The following is a 16512-nucleotide window of genomic DNA, read 5'->3' on the forward strand; positions in this document are numbered from 1 at the left end:
TCCTGGGCCTTCGTGGGGGCGGCCCGGCGTCAGACGGACGCCGAGATGGTCTGGATCACGCGGTCACGTTCCGCGTCTTCGCCGTACGCGTCGAGGTGGACCTCACCGGCCGCGAGGACGACGACCCGGTCGGCCACCTCCAGGACCTCGTCGACGTCGGCGGACAGGACGAGGACGGCCGTGCCCTCGGCGGCGAGGGCACGGGCCCGGCGGCCGATGTCGCGCCGGGCGCCGATGTCCACGCCTCGGAACGGTTCGTCCAGGATGAGGACACGCGGGGTGTGGGCGAGCCAGCGGCCGACGACGACCTTCTGCTGGTTGCCGCCGGACAGTTCCTCGACGGTGCTGTGCTCGTCGCGGGCGACGACACCGAGGGCGTCGATCGTCTCGCGGCCGAGGGCGTCCTCCTTCGGCCGGTTCATGAGACCCGCCCGGGAGAAGGACTTCAGGAACGGCAGCGAGATGTTCCGGGCGACCGACCAGCCGGGCACCAGGGCGTCGGCGTGCCGGTCCTCGGGGACGAGGTGGACGCCGGCACGGATGGCGTCGGAGGGGCGACGGGGCGCGTAGGCCGTGCCGTCCAGTTCGACGGTGCCGGTGGCGAAGGGTTCCGCGCCGAACAGGCCGCGGGCCAGCTCGGTCTTGCCCGCGCCCAGCAGGCCCACGACGCCGGTGACCTCCCCGGCGCGCAGGTCGAGGTCGAGGGGGGTACGGCCGTCGAAGAGGCGGACGCCGCGCAGCGAGAGGGCGACCTCCCCCTCGGCCCCTTCCCTGACGGGCCGGGCGGTCGTCACCTCCTGGGACTGGGCCAGCATCGCGCGCAGGGCCGCGTCCCAGTCGAAGGGCCTGGCCTGGTCCTCGGTGAGAAGACCGTCGCGCAGGACGACCAGCCGGTCGGCGAGCGCGTCGATCTCGCCGAGCCGGTGGGACACGTAGAGCACGGCGATGCCGTCCGCGCGCATCCTCTCGACGAGCGCGAACAGCCGCTGCGCCTCGGCGGCGGAGAGCGCGGAGGTCGGCTCGTCGAGGATGAGCAGGCGGGGGCGGGTCGCCAGCGCGCGGGCCAGGATCAGCAACTGCCGGTCGGAGATGCCGAGTTCGCCGACATCCTGCTTGAGCACCGGGTCGCTCCAGTCCAGGTCGAGGCCGGCCTGGATCTCGCGGGCGCGGGCGAGCGTGCCGCGGCCGCTCAGGAACGGGTTGCCGCGTTTCTGCGCGAGCTCCTCGAAGACCAGGTTCTCGGCGACCGTGAGGCCGGGCACGATGCCCTCGCCGATCCGCTGGTGCACCGTCTGGATGCCCAGCTGACGGGCGGCCAGCGGCGAGGCGAGGGCGACGGGCGTGCCGTCGACACGCACCTCTCCCCCGTGGTCCGTGTGGACGCCCGAAAGGATCTTGATCAGCGTGGACTTGCCGGCGCCGTTCGCGCCGAGCAGCGCGACGACGCTGCCCGGTGCGATGTCCAGCGTCACGGAGGCGAGCACCGTCTTGCCGCCGAAGGCCATGCTGACGTCGGTGAGACCGACCGCCGGGACGGCCCGCGAAGGGCTGGGCTCAGTGGGCGACATTCGAGATCCAGTCCGCGGTGGAGACCTGCGACAGGTTCAGCGCGGGCAGCGCCTCCCGCAGCTGGTCCATGTTCGCGATCTTCTTCTCGCGCAGGAAGTCCTGCGTGATGGCGACGGCCGGGAACTCGACGGAGGTCTTGTTCAGCTGACCGGCCAGCTCCAGCGCGGTGGTGCGTACGACGGCCGCGCCGACGGCGGAAGGGTCGGTGCCCGCCGTGGCGACCCAGGGGCTGTCGGCGGCGGTCATCTGCTGGATGTCGGCGTTGGAGACGTCGGCGCCGAAGACCTTCACCTTGTCCTGGAGCTTCTTGTTCTGCACGGCGAGCACGGTGCCCTTGGCGAGCTCGTCGTAGGGCGCGAAGACGCCGGCCACGTCGGAGTGCTGGGTGAGCGCGGCGGAGACGAGGGGAACGTTGTCGGTGGCCGTGGAGTCGGTGACCTTGCCGACCTTGAACTGCTGCTTCCAGGCCTGCGAGGTCACCGTCGACTTCCAGACGCTGTCGCGCTTGTCGAGGGCCGCGTAGCCGGCGACGTTGACGTAGCCGACCTTGGCGTTCTTGCCGACCTCCTTGGCCATCACGTCGAGGACGGCCTGGGCCATGCTCGCGTCGTCCTGCTTGGTGGAGACGACACCCGCGGTGGCGGTCTCGACGTCGTAGACGACGACCTTGATGCCCTTCTTCACGGCCTTGTCGATCTCCGGCTGGATGGTCGCCGGGAAGCCGTGGTCGATGATGATCGCCTTCGCCCCGGAGTTGATCGCCGAGGACAGGTCGGTGGCCTGCTTGGCGTTGTCGGCCTGGGCGTCGTACACGGTCAGGTCGATACCGAGCGCCTTGGCCTGGGCCTTCGCGCCGTTGCCCCACTGCTCGAAGTAGTCGCCGGCGCCGCTCTGCCGGACCAGGGCCACCTTGACCGCGCCCGCGCTGAAGGGGGCGGGCTTCTTGCCGGTGGCGGCGGAGGCCGAGGCGGCGGAGTTGCCGGTGTCCTTCGAGGCGTCCGTGGACTGCGCGCAGCCGGAGAGGACCAGGGCGGAGACGGAGGCCAGCGAGAGCGCGGCGAGAGGCAGACGGACACGGGACATGAGGGGCTCCAGGTGCGGGGTGACGCAGAGGGGTGGGGCGGAGGGGAGGCGAAGCAGGGGTGCGTGAGCCCGGAGCGAAGGACGGGAACAAGCCACCGCGCACGGCGGGGAGCGCCCCGGGAACGGGGGCGCGTCGGAGCTCCGGGAGGGGTCAGCGACAGCTGGCAGTGGTCGACCGGAGCAAGTCCACGTACAGCCGCCGCACGAGCAGCAGCGTCTTCATATGCAGATCATGAGAACGATTCCAGCCACCCGTCAAAGAAATGGACGCAGCATCTCAATATTCAAGACAACGATTACGTCACAGGCGGTGGACGTGCCGCCGGGAGTTACCATCACGGAACCGGCATCCGACCCGGCACAGCGAGGCCCCGATGACGACTCCCCCACTCTCGGCTCCGCTCGAGCGGGGGGACCCCCGCCGCGCGAACGCGCTGCGCATGCCCTGCATGCGGCGCTGTCCCGGCGCGCCGTGTCGCGGCTGAGTGACCGTCCCCGCCGCCCGCCTCTCCCTTCTCCGCCCCGTCCGATCCGTCTCGGTATCCGGACATCCCTTACAGAATCCTGGAGTTGCTTCCATGACGCTGCTGACGACCTGGTCCGAGTCCGGCCCGGAGACCCTGGTCCGCCGCACCTCCGACCCCGTCGAGATCGCCGCGGCCCTCAAGCCGCTGGGCGTGCGCTACGAACAGTGGCCGGTCCGCGCGGACGTGCCGTTCGACGCCGACAGCGAGACGGTGTTCGCGGCGTACGGCCCGGAGATCGAGAAGCTGAACGCGGAGGAGGGCTTCACCACCGTCGACGTCCTCGGTCTGCACCCGAGCGACGACCCGGAGTTCCCGGCGAAGGCGAAGGCGGCCCGCGAGAAGTTCCTCCAGGAGCACACCCACGACGACGATGACGAGGTCCGCTTCTTCGTCTCCGGCTCCGGCATCTTCTACCTGCACGTGAACGGCGAAGTGCACGCGGTCTTCTGCGAGAAGGGCGATCTGCTGGGCGTGCCGCGCGGCACCACCCACTGGTTCGACATGGGCACCGAGCCCTCGTTCACGGCGATCCGTTTCTTCCACGAGGAGGACGGCTGGATCGGCAGCTTCACCGGCTCCACCATCGCCGGCCGCTTCCCGGACTACGACACGATCGCAGCCGGCTACGAGGCCGACCGGGCCGCCGCGTGAGCGTGCGGGGCCTGACGTACGACGTGGACGCCGTGGTGCTCGACATCGAGGGCACCACGAGCGCCACGGGCTTCGTGGTGGACGTGCTGTACCCGTACTCGCGCGCCCGCTTCGCCGAGCTGCTCACCGAGCGGGCCGAGGAGCCCGTGGTGGCACGGGCGATCGAGCAGGTGCGGGAGCTGACGGGCGAGCCGGACGCCGACGCGGCCACGATCGAGAAGACGCTGAACGCCTGGCTCGACGAGGACCGCAAGGCGACCCCGCTGAAGAGCCTCCAGGGCGTCATCTGGTCCGAGGGCTTCGCGCGCGGCGACCTCGTCTCGCACTTCTACGACGACGTCGTGCCGCGGCTGCGCGCCTGGCACGCGGCGGGGCTGCGACTGTACGTGTACTCGTCGGGTTCGGTGTCCGCCCAGCGGGCGTGGTTCACCAACAGCCCGGCGGGCGACCTCACCGCGCTCCTCTCCGGGCTGTACGACACCGAGAACGCCGGCCCCAAACAGGAGCCGGAGTCGTACCGCCGTATCGCCGGGTCGACCGGCGTGCCGGCGATACGGCTGCTCTTCCTCTCCGACCGGCCGGGGGAGCTGGACGCGGCCCGCGAGGCCGGCTGGCACGCGGTCGGGATCCGGCGGCCGGGAGAACCGTATTTCCAGCAGGGCGTCGGCGACCACGCGCAGGCGGGGGCGTTCGACGAGATCACCGTCAGCAATTCCAGGAGCACCTCATGACCGCCGACCTCACCACACTCGACCTGGAGGAGGCGGGGGCGGTCCTCGCCGCCGAGTCCGCCCGGTTCGCCTCCTTCGGCTGGATGCGCGGCACCTCCGGCAACCTCTCGGTGGTCCTCGCCCGCGACCCGCTGCGGCTCGCGGTCACGGCGAGCGGCCACGACAAGGGTGAACTGACCCCCGCGGACGTGGTGCTGGTCGACGGGAACGGCGCCGCCGTGCACGAGGGCAAGCCGTCCGCCGAGGCCGAACTGCACGCGCGCGTGGCCGCGCTGACCGGTGCGGGCGCGGTCGTGCACGTGCACACGGTGGCCTCCGTGGCGCTCGGCCACCGGCACCCGGGCGGGATCGTCTTCAAGGACATCGAGATGCTCAAGGGCGTCGGCCAGCCGGCGCACGACGTCGAGGTGACCCTGCCGGTCATCGCCAACAGCCAGGACATGAAGGTCCTCGGCGACCGGCTGGAGGCGGCCCGCGAACCCCGGATGCCCGCGGTGGTCGTGGCCGGGCACGGCCTGTACGTGTGGGGCGACACCCCGCGCCAGGCCCGTCACCACACCGAGGTCGTCGAATGGCTCCTGGAGCTGGAGCTGACGCGGCGCTGACCACGCGAGACACGCGAGACACACCGAAGGCCACGGTCCCTCGACCATGGCCTTCGGTGTGTCCGGCGCAGCCGGTGTGCTCGGCGCAGCTCAGCGCAGCCGGTCCCCGGGCAACTCCCCCGCGGACACCTCCAGTACGCCCCGCTCGGTCACCAGGCCCGTCACCAGCCGGCCCGGCGTGACGTCGAACGCCGGGTTGTGGCCGCGCGACTCGGCGGGCGCCGTCCGCACCCCGCCCCACTCCAGCACCTCGTCCTCGCCGCGGAGTTCGATGTGGATGGCGGCGCCGTCCGGCGTCGAGAGATCGACCGTGGTGGTGGGCGCCGCCACCAGGAACGGGATGCCCGCGTCGGCGCAGGCGAGGGCGACCCCCACCGTGCCGACCTTGTTGGCGGTGTCGCCGTTGGCCGCGATGCGGTCGGCGCCCACGATCGCCGCGTCGACCTCGCCGCGCAGGATGGTGCCGGCGGCGGCCCCGTCCGCCTGGACGAAGTGCGGGATGCCCTCCTGGACCAGCTCCCAGGCGGTCAGGCGCGACCCCTGGAGCAGCGGACGGGTCTCGTCGGCGTAGACGACCTCGAGGCGTCCGCGCGCGTGCAGTTCGCGGATGACACCGAGAGCGGTGCCCCAGCCGGCGGTGGCCAGCGCGCCGGTGTTGCAGTGCGTCAGGATCCGCAGCGGGCGGTCCGCGTCGATCCGCTTCAACAGCCAGTCCGCGCCGAACGCGCCCATCGCGCGGTTCGCCTCGACGTCCTCGCGCTGCACCGCGGCAGCCTCCGCCAGGACCGCGTCGAGCCCGTCGTCGAAGCGGGTCATGACCCGGTCCACGCACACCATGAGGTTCACGGCGGTCGGGCGGGCCTCGCGGACGCGGGCGACGGCCTCGCGCGTCTCGCTCTCCGTCCAGCCCTCACGCGCGCCCTGGAGCAGCGCGATCGCGACACCGTACGCGCCCGCCGCGCCGATCGCGGGGGCGCCGCGTACGACCAGCCGCTGGATCGCGTCGACCAGGGTGTCCACATCGTGGACATCGACGGTCGTGGTGCGGTGCGGGAGAGCTGTCTGGTCGATCAGCGCGAGGCCGGTTCCGGTCCACTCGACGGCGCGCAGTTCCTGGGACATAGCGGGACGCTCCTGATGTTCCAATAGTGTTCGACACCGTACATGACCTCGAAGAACCCTCGAGGAACGGTGGGCGAACCACAGTTCGAGACACCCCGGCGGATGTCCGGAAACGAGTGTTAGAGTCCAGCACCTGCATCCGCAGGGCGATACCAGCATCCCGCAGAACGAGACGAAGGGGGAAGACATGCCGCTGCTCACCAGGCGCCGCTTCCTCGACTTCGGCCGCTGCGCCGGCGACGGCTGTCGCGGCTGAGTCCGTCCCCTCGGCCCTCCCCCGCGGTCTCTGCCGCACCGAGCACCGTCGCTCACCTCACCCCGCCGTGCGCGCACCTCAGCATCGTGATGCGCCTCTCGGCATACCCGGAAGGTTCCCCGATGCCCCGCAGACACCGCCGCTCCGTGCAGCTCGCCGCCCTCGCGACCGGCACCGTGCTCCTCGCCACCGCCTGCAACGCCGCCGCGAAGAAGGACGACTCCGCCACGAGCGCGAGCGGCGGCAGCGGCAAGTCCTTCACGCTCGTCACCCCCGACGCCGTCGGCCAGAACGAGTTCCTCAAGCTCGCGGTCACCGGCATCAAGAGCGCGGCCGAGCAGCACGACGGGACCCAGAAGGTCTACGAGTCCACCGACACCGCCTCCCAGCAGCAGAACGTGCAGGCCGCGGTGGACGCCAAGCCGGACGTCATCGTCCTCGTCGGCTTCGAGTTCGCCGACATCGTCGCCCAGCAGGCCGAGAAGAACCCGAGCCAGCAGTTCCTGATCATCGACGCGTGCACCACCAAGACCTTCAAGAACGTCAGCTGCGCGGTCTTCCGTGAGCACGAGGGCGTCTACCTCGCCGGCGCCGAGGCGGGCCTGCTGAGCAAGTCCGGCAAGGTCGGCGCGGTCGACGTGCTCGACACGCCCCAGTTCCGCCGCTACAGCGACCCGTTCGCGGCCGGCGCCAAGAAGGTCGCCGCCAAGACGGAGACGTCGACCCGCTTCGTCGGCGGCCAGTCCCCCTTCGACGACTCGGCCCGCGCCAAGGAGCAGGCGAACACCCTGCTCGCCAAGGGCTACGACCAGATCATGGCGGCCGCGGCGGCCGGCAACTACGGCGTCTTCGAGGCGGCGAAGGCCAAGGGCGCGTTCGCGTACGGCGTCGACGTCAACCAGTGCGCCTCGGCGCCCGGCACGGTCGTCGACAACGTGATCAAGCGCACGGACATCGCCGTCGAGAAGGGCATCGAGTCGGTCCTCGGCGGCACGACCGGCACGTCCGTCTCGTACGGCCTCAAGGAGGGCGGCATCAGCCTGACCGGCCTGGAGGACGGCGTGGACACGTCCAAGTGCGTGATCGCCGACCACAAGGACGTCCTGACGAAGGTCGAGGCGCTGCGCGACCAGATCGTGTCCGGAGAGCTGAAGGTCGATGACCCGGCCGCCAGCTGAACCCGAGAGCGGCGCGGGCGGGACCGGCGTCGCCGTCGAGCTCCGGGGAATTACCAAGCGGTTTCCCGGCACGCTCGCCAACGACGCCGTCGACCTGACCGTCCGTCACGGTGAGATCCACGCCCTGATGGGCGAGAACGGCGCGGGCAAGTCCACGCTGATGTCGGTCCTGTACGGCATGGAGCGCGCCGACGCCGGGTCGATCCGGATCGACGGGCGGGAGGTGCGTTTCACGAGCCCCGCCGACGCCATGGCCGCGGGGCTCGGCATGGTCCACCAGAGCTTCAAGCTGTTCGACTCGCTGACGGTCGCCGAGAACGTCGTCTACGCCGCCGAGCCGCGCCGCTTCGGCCTGGTGGACCGGGCGGCGGCCCGCCGCCGGGTGCGTGAACTCGCCGAGGAGCACGGGCTGGCCGTCGACCCGGACGCCCGGGTGGGCGACCTGCCGGTCGGGCTGCGTCAGCGCGTGGAGATCCTCAAGCTGCTGCACCGGGGCGCCCGTACGCTGATCCTCGACGAGCCGACGGCCGTGCTCACCCCGGCCGAGGCGGACACCCTGTTCGGCGTGCTCAAGTCGCTGACCGCGCAGGGCCGTACGGTCGTCCTCGTCACCCACAAACTGCGCGAGGTGCTGGAGGGCAGCGACCGGGTGACGGTCCTGCGGGACGGCCGGGTCGCCGCCCGGCTGGTCACCTCCGACACGACGGCCGACGAGATCGCCGCCGCGATGACCGGCCGCGCGGTGGAACTGGACCGTGTCCACGCACCGGGCACGCCCGGTGAGGCAGTGCTGCGGGTAACCGGTTTCAGCACCGATTCCGTCCACGATGTGGACCTCACCGTGTACGCCGGTGAGATCGTCGGTATCGCGGGCGTCGCCGGGAACGGCCAGAGCGAGCTGGTCGAGGCGCTGGCCGGACTGCGTCCGGTCGCCGCCGGACAGGTCACCCTCCAGGGCGACGACATCACGCACGCCTCGGCCACCGAGCGGCGCGTGAAGGGACTCGCCTACGTCCCCGAGGACCGGCACGCGGTCGGTACGGCCCCCGCCGCCTCGGTCGCGGACAACCTGGCGATGGGCCACCACCGCACCACCCTCTCGGCCCGCGGCCTGCTGCCGCCCGCGGCCGTCCGCGCGCACGCCCGGCGGCTCGTCGAGCGCTTCGGCATCAAGGCGGCGACCACCGAGGTCCCCGCCTCCGCGCTGTCCGGCGGCAACCTCCAGAAGCTGCTCATCGGCCGCGAACTCGCCCATGACGCACCGCTGTTGCTGGTCGAACAGCCGACCCGGGGCGTCGACATCGGCGCCATCCAGAACATCCACGACCAGCTGATCGCCTACCGCGACGCCGGTCACGCCGTCCTCCTCGTCTCGGCCGAGCTCAGCGAGATCCGCGGCCTCGCGGACCGTGTGCTCGTCATGTACGAGGGCCGGGTCGCGGCCTCGTACACCAAGGAAGAGGCGGACGAGCGGACGCTGGGCCTCGCGATGGCGGGCGCCCCCGTGGAGGCCACCGACATGAACCCACTGACATGACACGCATATCCGGAGCCCTGCGCTCCCCCCTCACCTTCTCGGTCCTCGCGGGCCTCGTCATCGGCGCGCTGTTCCTGCTCGGCACCGGCGCGGATCCGGTCACGGCGTACGAGGCCGTGGTGACCGGCGCGCTCGGCGCCGACGGCATCGGCTCGACCCTGACCACCGGCACCAGCGTGCTCGGTCTGGCGCTCGCGCTGGCGATCCCGCTGCGGGCCGGGCTGATCAACCTCGGCGGCGACGGGCAGATGGTGCTCGGCGGGATCACGGCCGCCGTGACCGGTCTCTACTCGCCGCTCCCCGCCCCCCTCACCGTGGCCCTGGCCCTGCTGGCCGGCCTGGCCGCGGGCGCCGGGTACGCCGTCCTGGCCGCCCTGTGCGAGAACCATCTCGGGGTCCCGCTGCTGGTCAGCAGCTTGCTGCTCAGCTATCCGGCGGTGTCGCTCGCCTCCTACCTGGCGCGCTACCCGCTCAAGGAGCCGGGCTCCAGCCTGCCCCAGACCCGTGCGCTGCCGGACGGGGTGGCACTGCCCGCCTTCGGCGACTCCACGGTCACCCTCGGGCTCGTCCTCGTCGCGCTCGCCGCTGCCGCGTACTGGTTCACCGACAAGCGCACCGCCGTCGGCTACGAGATCCGCATGACGGGCCTCAACCCCCGCTTCTCCGCCTACGCGGGCGTCGAACGCCGGGGCCTGACCCTGAAGTTGATGGCGCTCTCCGGCGGCCTCGCCGGACTCGTGGGCGCCATCGGCGTACTGAGCTTCCCCTACCGCTTCGTGGACGGCTCGCTCACCGCCCCCGGCTACACCTGGACGGGCCTCACGGCGGCCCTGCTCGCCGCCGCGGCTCCGCTGGGCACGGTGGTCGCCGCGTTGTTCTTCGCCGTCCTCCAGGTCGGCGGGCTGGCGATGGAGCGCACCACCGAGGTGCCGCGCGAACTGACCCAGGTGCTCCAGGCCATCGTGATCGTGTTCCTCGCGGCCCGGCTGCGCTTCCCCAGCCGCTGGTTCGGCCGTCGCACCCGGGAAAGCGAGGCGGTGTGATGTTCCTCGACTCCGATCTCCTCATGTCGGCGCTGCGCGCCCTCACCCCGATCCTGCTGGCGGCCCTCGGCGGCGCCCTGTGCGAGCGCGCCGGGGTCTTCAACATCGGCCTCGAGGGCATGATGCTGATGGGCTGCTTCACCTCCGTGGCGACCAGCTGGTTCACCGGCAGCCCCTGGCTCGGCGTCCTGGCGGCGGCCCTCGCGGCGGCCGCGTACTCGCTGATCCTGGCCGTGGGGGCGGTCACCCTGCGCGGGGACGCGGTGGTCCTCGGCATCGCCATGAACCTGCTGGCGGTCGGCCTGACCAGCTTCCTGCTGCGCACGGTCTTCGGCGTGCAGGGCACCTTCGACGATCCGTCCCTCGCCGGGCTGCCGCTGATCGGTGGCTTCACCCCGCTCGCGTACCTGTCGTGGGCGGCGGTCGCGGTCGCCGCCCTGCTGCTGTCGCGGCATGTGTGGGGGCTCCGGCTGCGCGGGGTCGGCGAGGCGCCCGACGCGGCGGCCACCCTCGGGGTGAGCCCGGCGAAGTACCAGTACGGCGCGATCCTGCTGTCGGGAGTGCTGTGCGGACTCGCGGGCGCCCAGCTCGCCCTCGGCAACGTCACGTTGTTCACGGAGAACATGACGGCGGGGCGTGGTTGGATCGCTGTCGTGGCCGTCATGCTGGGCCGCGCCGCGCCCCTGGGCGTCCTGCTCGCCGCGCTGCTGTTCGGGCTCGCCGAAGCGGCCGGGTTCCGCCTCCAGGGTCTCGGCCTGCCGCAGCAGGCGACCGACGCCGCGCCCTACGTCGTCACGCTCGGCGCCCTGTTCCTCACGACGGCCCGCCGCCGTCGCCGCCCCCGTACCACCGGAGCCGTCCAATGACGCAGGACCTGCTGCCCGTCACCCGCATCCCGCGCACCGGTCTCCCGGCGCACGCCGTGGTCGTCGGCGACCCGGCCCGCGCCGCGGCCGTCGCCGCGCTCCTCGACGGCGCCGAGGAGGTCTCGTACCACCGCGAGTACCGGGTGTTCAGCGGAAGCTGGAAGGGCGTGCCGGTCGTCGTCGCCTCGCACGGGGTGGGTGCGCCGGGCGCGATCCTGCTCTTCCAGGAGCTGGCGGACGCGGGCGTGCGCACCTTCCTGCGGTTCGGCACCGCGGGCGCGATGAAGCCGGGTATCGGGGACGGCGACCTGGTCATCGCGGAGGCGGCCGTCCGCGACGACGGCGTCACCCATCAGCTGCTGCCCCCGGAGTACCCGGCGGTGTCCGCGCCCGAGGCGGTCCTCGCCCTCCAGCGCGCGGCCCGCCAGGCCGGCGCCCCGCACCACCGGGGCGTCGTGTGGACCCGGGCGGCCTTCCAGCCGGGTCTGCTCCCGCTCTTCTCCTACGCCGGCGCCGGGCTCGCCGCCATCGAGATGGAACTGTCCGCGCTGCTGGTCACGGCCTCGCTGCGCGGCCTGGTCGCGGGCGGTGTGCTGGTGATCGACGGGGCGAACGCCGACGAGCTGGTCGACGAGCAGACGACCGGTGGCTACGACCCGCACCGGGAGGTCGTCGCGGCCGGCGTCGAGCGGGGCGCGGTGGTGTCCCTGGACGCGCTGCGGCTGCTGGCGGAAGGTGAGCAGGCGTGAGCATCGACCTGCTGGTGCACGGCGGCGAGGTCCTGACGATGGACGACGCCGGAACCGTCGTACGGGACGGGGCGGTCGCGGTCCATGAGGGCGGCATCCTCGCCATAGGGCCGGCCCGCGAGCTGCGCGAGCGCTACACCGCCGCCGAGGAGATCGACGCCGCCGGCTGTCTCGTCCTCCCCGGGCTGATCAACACGCACACCCACCTCGCGATGACCCTGCTGCGCGGCCGCGCCGACGACGTCACCCTCCAGGGATTCCTGGAGCGGGTCCTGAAGTGGGAGGCGGAACTGCTGGCGCCGGAGAACGTGGCGGCGGCGGTGCGGCTGGCGGTCGCGGAGAGCCTGCGGGCCGGGGTGACCTCGGCGCTGGACATGTACTGGTTCCACGAGGCGGCCGAGCGGGCGGCCCACGAGACGGGCTGGCGGCTGCACACCGGGCCCACCTTCATGGACGTGCCCGGGCCACCGGACGGCATCACGTACGAGGAGCGGCTCGGGTGGGCGCGACGCGACCTCGAGGCACGCGGGCCCGCCCGGCCCGGACACCGGCCGGTCGTCTTCGCGCACTCGACGTACACCCTCTCCCCCGGGCAGCTCACCGAAGTCTTCGCGCTGGCCCGGGAGTTCGGGGCGCTGGTGCACATCCACGCGGCCGAGAACGCCACCGAGGTCGCCACCGTCGAGGTGCAGCACGGGAAGCGGCCGGTGGAGCTGCTGGACTCCCTCGGGCTGCTCGGCCCCGATGTGCTGCTCGCGCACGCCGTCGACCTCACCGGGCCCGAGATCGCGGCGCTGGCCCGCACCCGCACCGCCGTCGCCCACTGTCCGGTGTCGAACCTGAAGCTGGGCTGCGGCATCGCACCCGTGCCGCGGCTGCTGAGCGCGGGCGTGACGGTGGGGCTGGGCACGGACGGCGCCGTCAGCTCCAACTCGCTGGACGTGCTGGGGGCCGTACGGCAGGCGGCGCTGGTGCACAAGGCGGCGGGCGATCCGACGGCGGTCGGCGCCGAGCAGGCCGTACGGATGGCGACGATCGAGGGCGCGCGGGCGCTCGGGCTCGGCGAGCAGCTCGGTTCGCTGGAGGCGGGCAAGCGGGCCGACCTGATCGTCCTCGACCTGGACGCACCGCATCTGCGGCCGCGCCACGACCCGTGGTCGACGCTGGCGTACGCGGCGCACCCGTCGGACGTGCGGGACACCGTCGTCGACGGACGGGTGCTGATGCGCGATCGTGGGCTCACCACGGTCGACGAGCGGGCGGTGATCGCAGATCTGGAGGCACTGCTCTGATCTGCCCTCATAATGGCGCTGAGACATCCGATGTCTGGATCCGATGTCTGGATCCGATGTCTGGGCGATGAACGACAGGGAGGCCGGTCATGGCAGTCACCGACGAGGCGATCGAGAAGATCAAGGGCATGATCGTCTCGGGTGCGCTGCGCCCCGGGGACCGGCTCCCCAAGGAGAGCGAGCTGGCCGCCGATCTGGGTCTGTCCCGCAACTCCCTGCGGGAGGCGGTGCGCGCCCTGTCGCTGATCCGGATCCTGGACGTGCGGCAGGGCGACGGCACCTATGTCACCAGCCTCGATCCGCAACTGCTCCTCGAGGCGCTGAGTTTCGTCGTCGACTTCCACCGCGACGACACGGTCCTGGAGTTCCTCGCCGTGCGCCGCATCCTGGAGCCGGCCGCCACCGCGATGGCCGCCCTGCGGATCAGCGAGCAGCAACTGGACGCGCTCGACGCCCAGTTGGACAAGCTCGGGGCGGAGCCCTCGGTGGAGGAACTGGTCGCCGGCGACCTGGAGTTCCACCGGGGCATCGTGCAGAGCGCCGGCAACTCGGTGCTGTGCTCGCTGCTCGACGGACTGTCCGGGCCCACCACCCGGGCCCGCATCTGGCGCGGCCTGACGCAGGAGGACGCGGTCACCGGCACGCTGCGCGAGCACCGGGCGATCCTGGCGGCCCTGCGCGACCGGGACGCGGAGGCGGCGCGGTCGTGGGCGACGGTGCACATCGCGAGCGTGGAGCAGTGGCTGCGCTCGACGCTGTGAGTCCGCGGCGCGCACCCACCCTGTGCGCCGCCTGTGAGTCGATGCCGTGAGTCGGGTCCGGCAGGGGGTGTTCGGGGGTGGCGAACGGGGCAGTGATCCGTTCACTCCCCCGTGCAAGGGGGCTGCGAGCGCCCCCGCGGAACGCCGTAAGGTTGGGTGGTCAAGCGAGGGCACGTCGGAAGGAGGCGCTGGGTGATCGAGCTCGAGGGGGTTCCCGAGCTGATCGACCCGGTCATGGTGGCCGCGTTCGAGGGCTGGAACGATGCCGGCGACGCCGCCTCCACCGCGGTCGGGCACCTGGAGCGGGAGTGGAAGGGCGAGGTGTTCGCGGCGCTGGACGCCGAGGACTACTACGACTTCCAGGTGAACCGCCCCACGGTGTGGATGGACGCCGGCGTGCGCAAGATCACGTGGCCGACGACAAGGTTGTCGGTCGTCCGGGTCGGCGGCGAGAAGCCACGCGACCTGGTGCTCGTCCGCGGCATCGAACCGTCCATGCGCTGGCGCTCGTTCTGCAACGAGCTGCTGGGCTTCGCGCACGAGTTGGGCGTGGAGCTGGTGGTCATCCTGGGCGCCCTGCTCGGTGACACCCCGCACACGCGTCCGGTTCCGATCAGCGGGACCACGTCCGACGCGGACCTGGCGCAGCGGATGGACCTGGAGGAGACCAAGTACGAGGGCCCCACGGGCATCGTCGGCGTCCTCCAGGAGGCGTGCACGCACGCGGGGGTGCCCGCGGTGAGCCTCTGGGCGGCCGTGCCGCACTACGTCTCGCAGCCGCCGAACCCGAAGGCGACGCTGGCCCTCCTCAACCGCCTGGAAGACCTGATCGACGTACGCATCCCCCTGGGCGAGCTGCCCGAGGACGCGCGTGCCTGGCAGGTGGGCGTGGACCAGCTGGCCGCCGAGGACACCGAGGTCGCCGAGTACGTGCAGACGCTGGAGGAGGCGCGGGACACCGCGGAGCTGCCGGAGGCGTCGGGCGAGGCGATCGCCCGCGAGTTCGAGCGCTATCTGCGGCGCCGGGACGGCGGCGGCCCGCCGGACCCCGGGGAGCGGACCCGGCCCCCGAAGCCGCCGAAGCCGAGCGGCGACGCCTCCGACGACAGCGATTCCTCGGAGGACTAGGACACCGGGCGGGACGGAGGACCGAGAGGGGCGGTGCGCATCTGCGCACCGCCCCTCGTCCTACCCGGTGTACGGGCGCCTTCGGCTACAGCGCCACGCCCAGCAGTGCGTCCACGGCGCGCGAGACGACACCGGGGGCGCCGATGTCCGTACCGCCGTGCTCCTGCTGGAGCGCGGCCCAGCGGTCGACGGCGGCGAGTGCGGCCGGGGCGTCGAGGTCGTTGCCGAGCGCCTCGCGGATCTCCTCGACGAGCGCCTCGGCGGGCGGCCCGTCGGGCCGGGAGACGGCGGCACGCCAGCGCCCGAGCCGGGCCTCGGCGTCCACCAGGACCTGGTCGGTCCACTCCCAGTCGGCCCGGTAGTGGTGGGCGAGGAGGGTGAGCCGGATGGCGGCGGGGTCGACGCCGTCCTGGCGCAGCTTCGAGACGAAGACCAGGTTGCCCCGGGACTTGGACATCTTCTCGCCGTCCAGGGCGACCATGCCGGCGTGGACGTACGCCTGGGCCATGGGGAACTCGCCGGTCAGCACCTGGGCGTGGGAGGCGCCCATCTCGTGGTGCGGGAAGGCGAGGTCGGAGCCGCCGCCCTGCACGTCGAAGCCCATCCCGAGGTGGTCCAGGGCGATGGCCACGCACTCGATGTGCCAGCCCGGTCGGCCGCGGCCGAGCGAGCCGCCGTCCCAGCTGGGCTCGCCCTCGCGGGCCGCCATCCAGAGCATCGGGTCGAGCGGGTTCTTCTTGCCGGGACGGTCCGGGTCGCCGCCGCGCTCGGCGGAGAGCAGCCGCATGGCGGCCGCGTCCAGGCCCGAGACCCGGCCGAAGTCCGGGTCGGACTCGACGGAGAAGTAGACGTCCCCCTCGAGCTCGTAGGCGGCGCCCGCGTCCCGCAGCCGCTCGACGAGCGGGACGATCCCGGGTATCGCCTCGACGGCGCCTATGTAGTGCCGCGGCGGCAGCATCCGCAGGGCGGTCATGTCCTCGCGGAAGAGGGCCGTCTCCTTCTCGGCGAGGGCGACCCAGTCGACGCCGTCGCGCACGGCCCGCTCCAGCAGCGGGTCGTCGACGTCGGTGACGTTCTGGACGTAGTGAACCTGCCGCTTGGTGTCGAGCCACACGCGCTGAACGAGGTCGAACGCGTTGTAGGTCGCCGCGTGACCCATGTGGGTCGCGTCGTACGGCGTGATGCCGCAGACGTAGATACGGGCGACGGGACCGGGGTCGAGGGAGACCAAGCCGCCGGTCGCGGTGTCGTGGATCCTCAGGTCGCGGCCCTGACCAGGCAGGGCGGGGACCTCGGAAGCGGGCCAGGCATGCATGTCATGAGCCTAACCGGACGGAAGTTGCGTATACGAACCGGAGCAGGCCAGATGGCCGGGAAGGCCCTCTTGTGTGATTCCGTCCGGCATGCGTGTCGG

Annotated in this window: 15 protein-coding genes; 11 read left to right on the plus strand and 4 right to left on the minus strand. The window is 72.2% G+C overall.

All coding sequences use genetic code 11. The features are described 5' to 3' along the window. Positions 1 to 29 precede the first annotated feature (29 nt). Together G9272_RS10310 and G9272_RS10315 are read right to left on the minus strand one after the other, a co-directional pair. Positions 30 to 1568: a sugar ABC transporter ATP-binding protein gene (locus tag G9272_RS10310; protein WP_171396265.1), complete on the minus strand. Its 1539-nt coding sequence runs from the start codon at positions 1566 to 1568 to the stop codon at positions 30 to 32. After that, positions 1555 to 2652, minus strand: a complete 1098-nt coding sequence (locus G9272_RS10315) for a substrate-binding domain-containing protein (RefSeq protein ID WP_171396266.1) — start codon at positions 2650 to 2652, stop codon at positions 1555 to 1557. Before G9272_RS10315 ends, G9272_RS10310 begins: the two co-directional genes overlap by 14 nt. A gap of 578 nt (positions 2653 to 3230) precedes the next feature. Here G9272_RS10315 and G9272_RS10320 point away from each other — a divergent pair. From G9272_RS10320 to mtnB, 3 genes are read left to right on the plus strand one after another with little or no spacing between them, the layout of a single operon-like run. Continuing rightward, a complete protein-coding gene (locus G9272_RS10320; RefSeq protein ID WP_171396267.1) occupies positions 3231 to 3830 on the plus strand; it encodes a 1,2-dihydroxy-3-keto-5-methylthiopentene dioxygenase in 600 nt (199 codons plus the stop codon). Beyond that, entirely contained in the window at positions 3827 to 4561 is a 735-nt protein-coding gene (mtnC, locus tag G9272_RS10325) for an acireductone synthase (RefSeq protein ID WP_171396268.1), read from the plus strand. The genes G9272_RS10320 and mtnC overlap by 4 nt, the downstream gene beginning before the upstream one ends. Further along, positions 4558 to 5166 carry a methylthioribulose 1-phosphate dehydratase gene (mtnB, locus tag G9272_RS10330; RefSeq protein ID WP_171396269.1) on the plus strand — a complete coding sequence of 203 codons (609 nt, stop codon included), beginning with the start codon at positions 4558 to 4560 and terminating at the stop codon, positions 5164 to 5166. Before mtnC ends, mtnB begins: the two co-directional genes overlap by 4 nt. Positions 5167 to 5256: 90 nt before the next feature. Here the strand turns inward: mtnB and mtnA are convergent, their stop codons facing one another. Continuing rightward, complete coding sequence (mtnA, locus tag G9272_RS10335) at positions 5257 to 6288, minus strand: S-methyl-5-thioribose-1-phosphate isomerase (protein ID WP_171396270.1); 1032 nt, start codon at positions 6286 to 6288, stop codon at positions 5257 to 5259. A gap of 378 nt (positions 6289 to 6666) precedes the next feature. Here mtnA and G9272_RS10340 point away from each other — a divergent pair, with 378 nt between their 5' ends. The 8 genes from G9272_RS10340 to G9272_RS10375 all read left to right on the plus strand — a co-directional run bounded on the left by G9272_RS10340 (position 6667) and on the right by G9272_RS10375 (position 15098). Beyond that, the gene (locus G9272_RS10340; protein ID WP_171396271.1) at positions 6667 to 7722 is read left to right on the plus strand and encodes a BMP family ABC transporter substrate-binding protein; all 1056 of its coding nucleotides are present in this window, start codon (positions 6667 to 6669) and stop codon (positions 7720 to 7722) included. Next, positions 7703 to 9259: an ABC transporter ATP-binding protein gene (locus G9272_RS10345; RefSeq protein WP_171396272.1), complete on the plus strand. Its 1557-nt coding sequence runs from the start codon at positions 7703 to 7705 to the stop codon at positions 9257 to 9259. The genes G9272_RS10340 and G9272_RS10345 overlap by 20 nt, the downstream gene beginning before the upstream one ends. After that, a complete protein-coding gene (locus G9272_RS10350; protein WP_171396273.1) occupies positions 9256 to 10302 on the plus strand; it encodes an ABC transporter permease in 1047 nt (348 codons plus the stop codon). Before G9272_RS10345 ends, G9272_RS10350 begins: the two co-directional genes overlap by 4 nt. Further along, complete coding sequence (locus G9272_RS10355; protein WP_082412605.1) at positions 10302 to 11168, plus strand: ABC transporter permease; 867 nt, start codon at positions 10302 to 10304, stop codon at positions 11166 to 11168. Before G9272_RS10350 ends, G9272_RS10355 begins: the two co-directional genes overlap by 1 nt. Next, the gene (locus G9272_RS10360; protein WP_171396274.1) at positions 11165 to 11917 is read left to right on the plus strand and encodes a nucleoside phosphorylase; all 753 of its coding nucleotides are present in this window, start codon (positions 11165 to 11167) and stop codon (positions 11915 to 11917) included. Before G9272_RS10355 ends, G9272_RS10360 begins: the two co-directional genes overlap by 4 nt. Then, positions 11914 to 13209 (plus strand): amidohydrolase, encoded by a 1296-nt coding sequence (locus G9272_RS10365; protein WP_171396275.1) that lies wholly within the window; start codon positions 11914 to 11916, stop codon positions 13207 to 13209. Before G9272_RS10360 ends, G9272_RS10365 begins: the two co-directional genes overlap by 4 nt. Before the next feature lie 89 nt (positions 13210 to 13298). Further along, positions 13299 to 13970 carry a FadR/GntR family transcriptional regulator gene (locus tag G9272_RS10370; protein WP_171396276.1) on the plus strand — a complete coding sequence of 224 codons (672 nt, stop codon included), beginning with the start codon at positions 13299 to 13301 and terminating at the stop codon, positions 13968 to 13970. Between the two features lie 192 nt (positions 13971 to 14162). Continuing rightward, positions 14163 to 15098 (plus strand): PAC2 family protein, encoded by a 936-nt coding sequence (locus tag G9272_RS10375; protein ID WP_171396277.1) that lies wholly within the window; start codon positions 14163 to 14165, stop codon positions 15096 to 15098. A gap of 85 nt (positions 15099 to 15183) precedes the next feature. Here G9272_RS10375 and mshC read toward each other — a convergent pair whose 3' ends face one another. After that, the gene (gene mshC, locus G9272_RS10380) at positions 15184 to 16413 is read right to left on the minus strand and encodes a cysteine--1-D-myo-inosityl 2-amino-2-deoxy-alpha-D-glucopyranoside ligase (protein WP_171396278.1); all 1230 of its coding nucleotides are present in this window, start codon (positions 16411 to 16413) and stop codon (positions 15184 to 15186) included. Positions 16414 to 16512: the final 99 nt, after the last annotated feature.

The sequence above is a fragment of the Streptomyces asoensis genome (genome assembly GCF_013085465.1).
GTDB lineage: Bacteria > Actinomycetota > Actinomycetes > Streptomycetales > Streptomycetaceae > Streptomyces > Streptomyces cacaoi_A.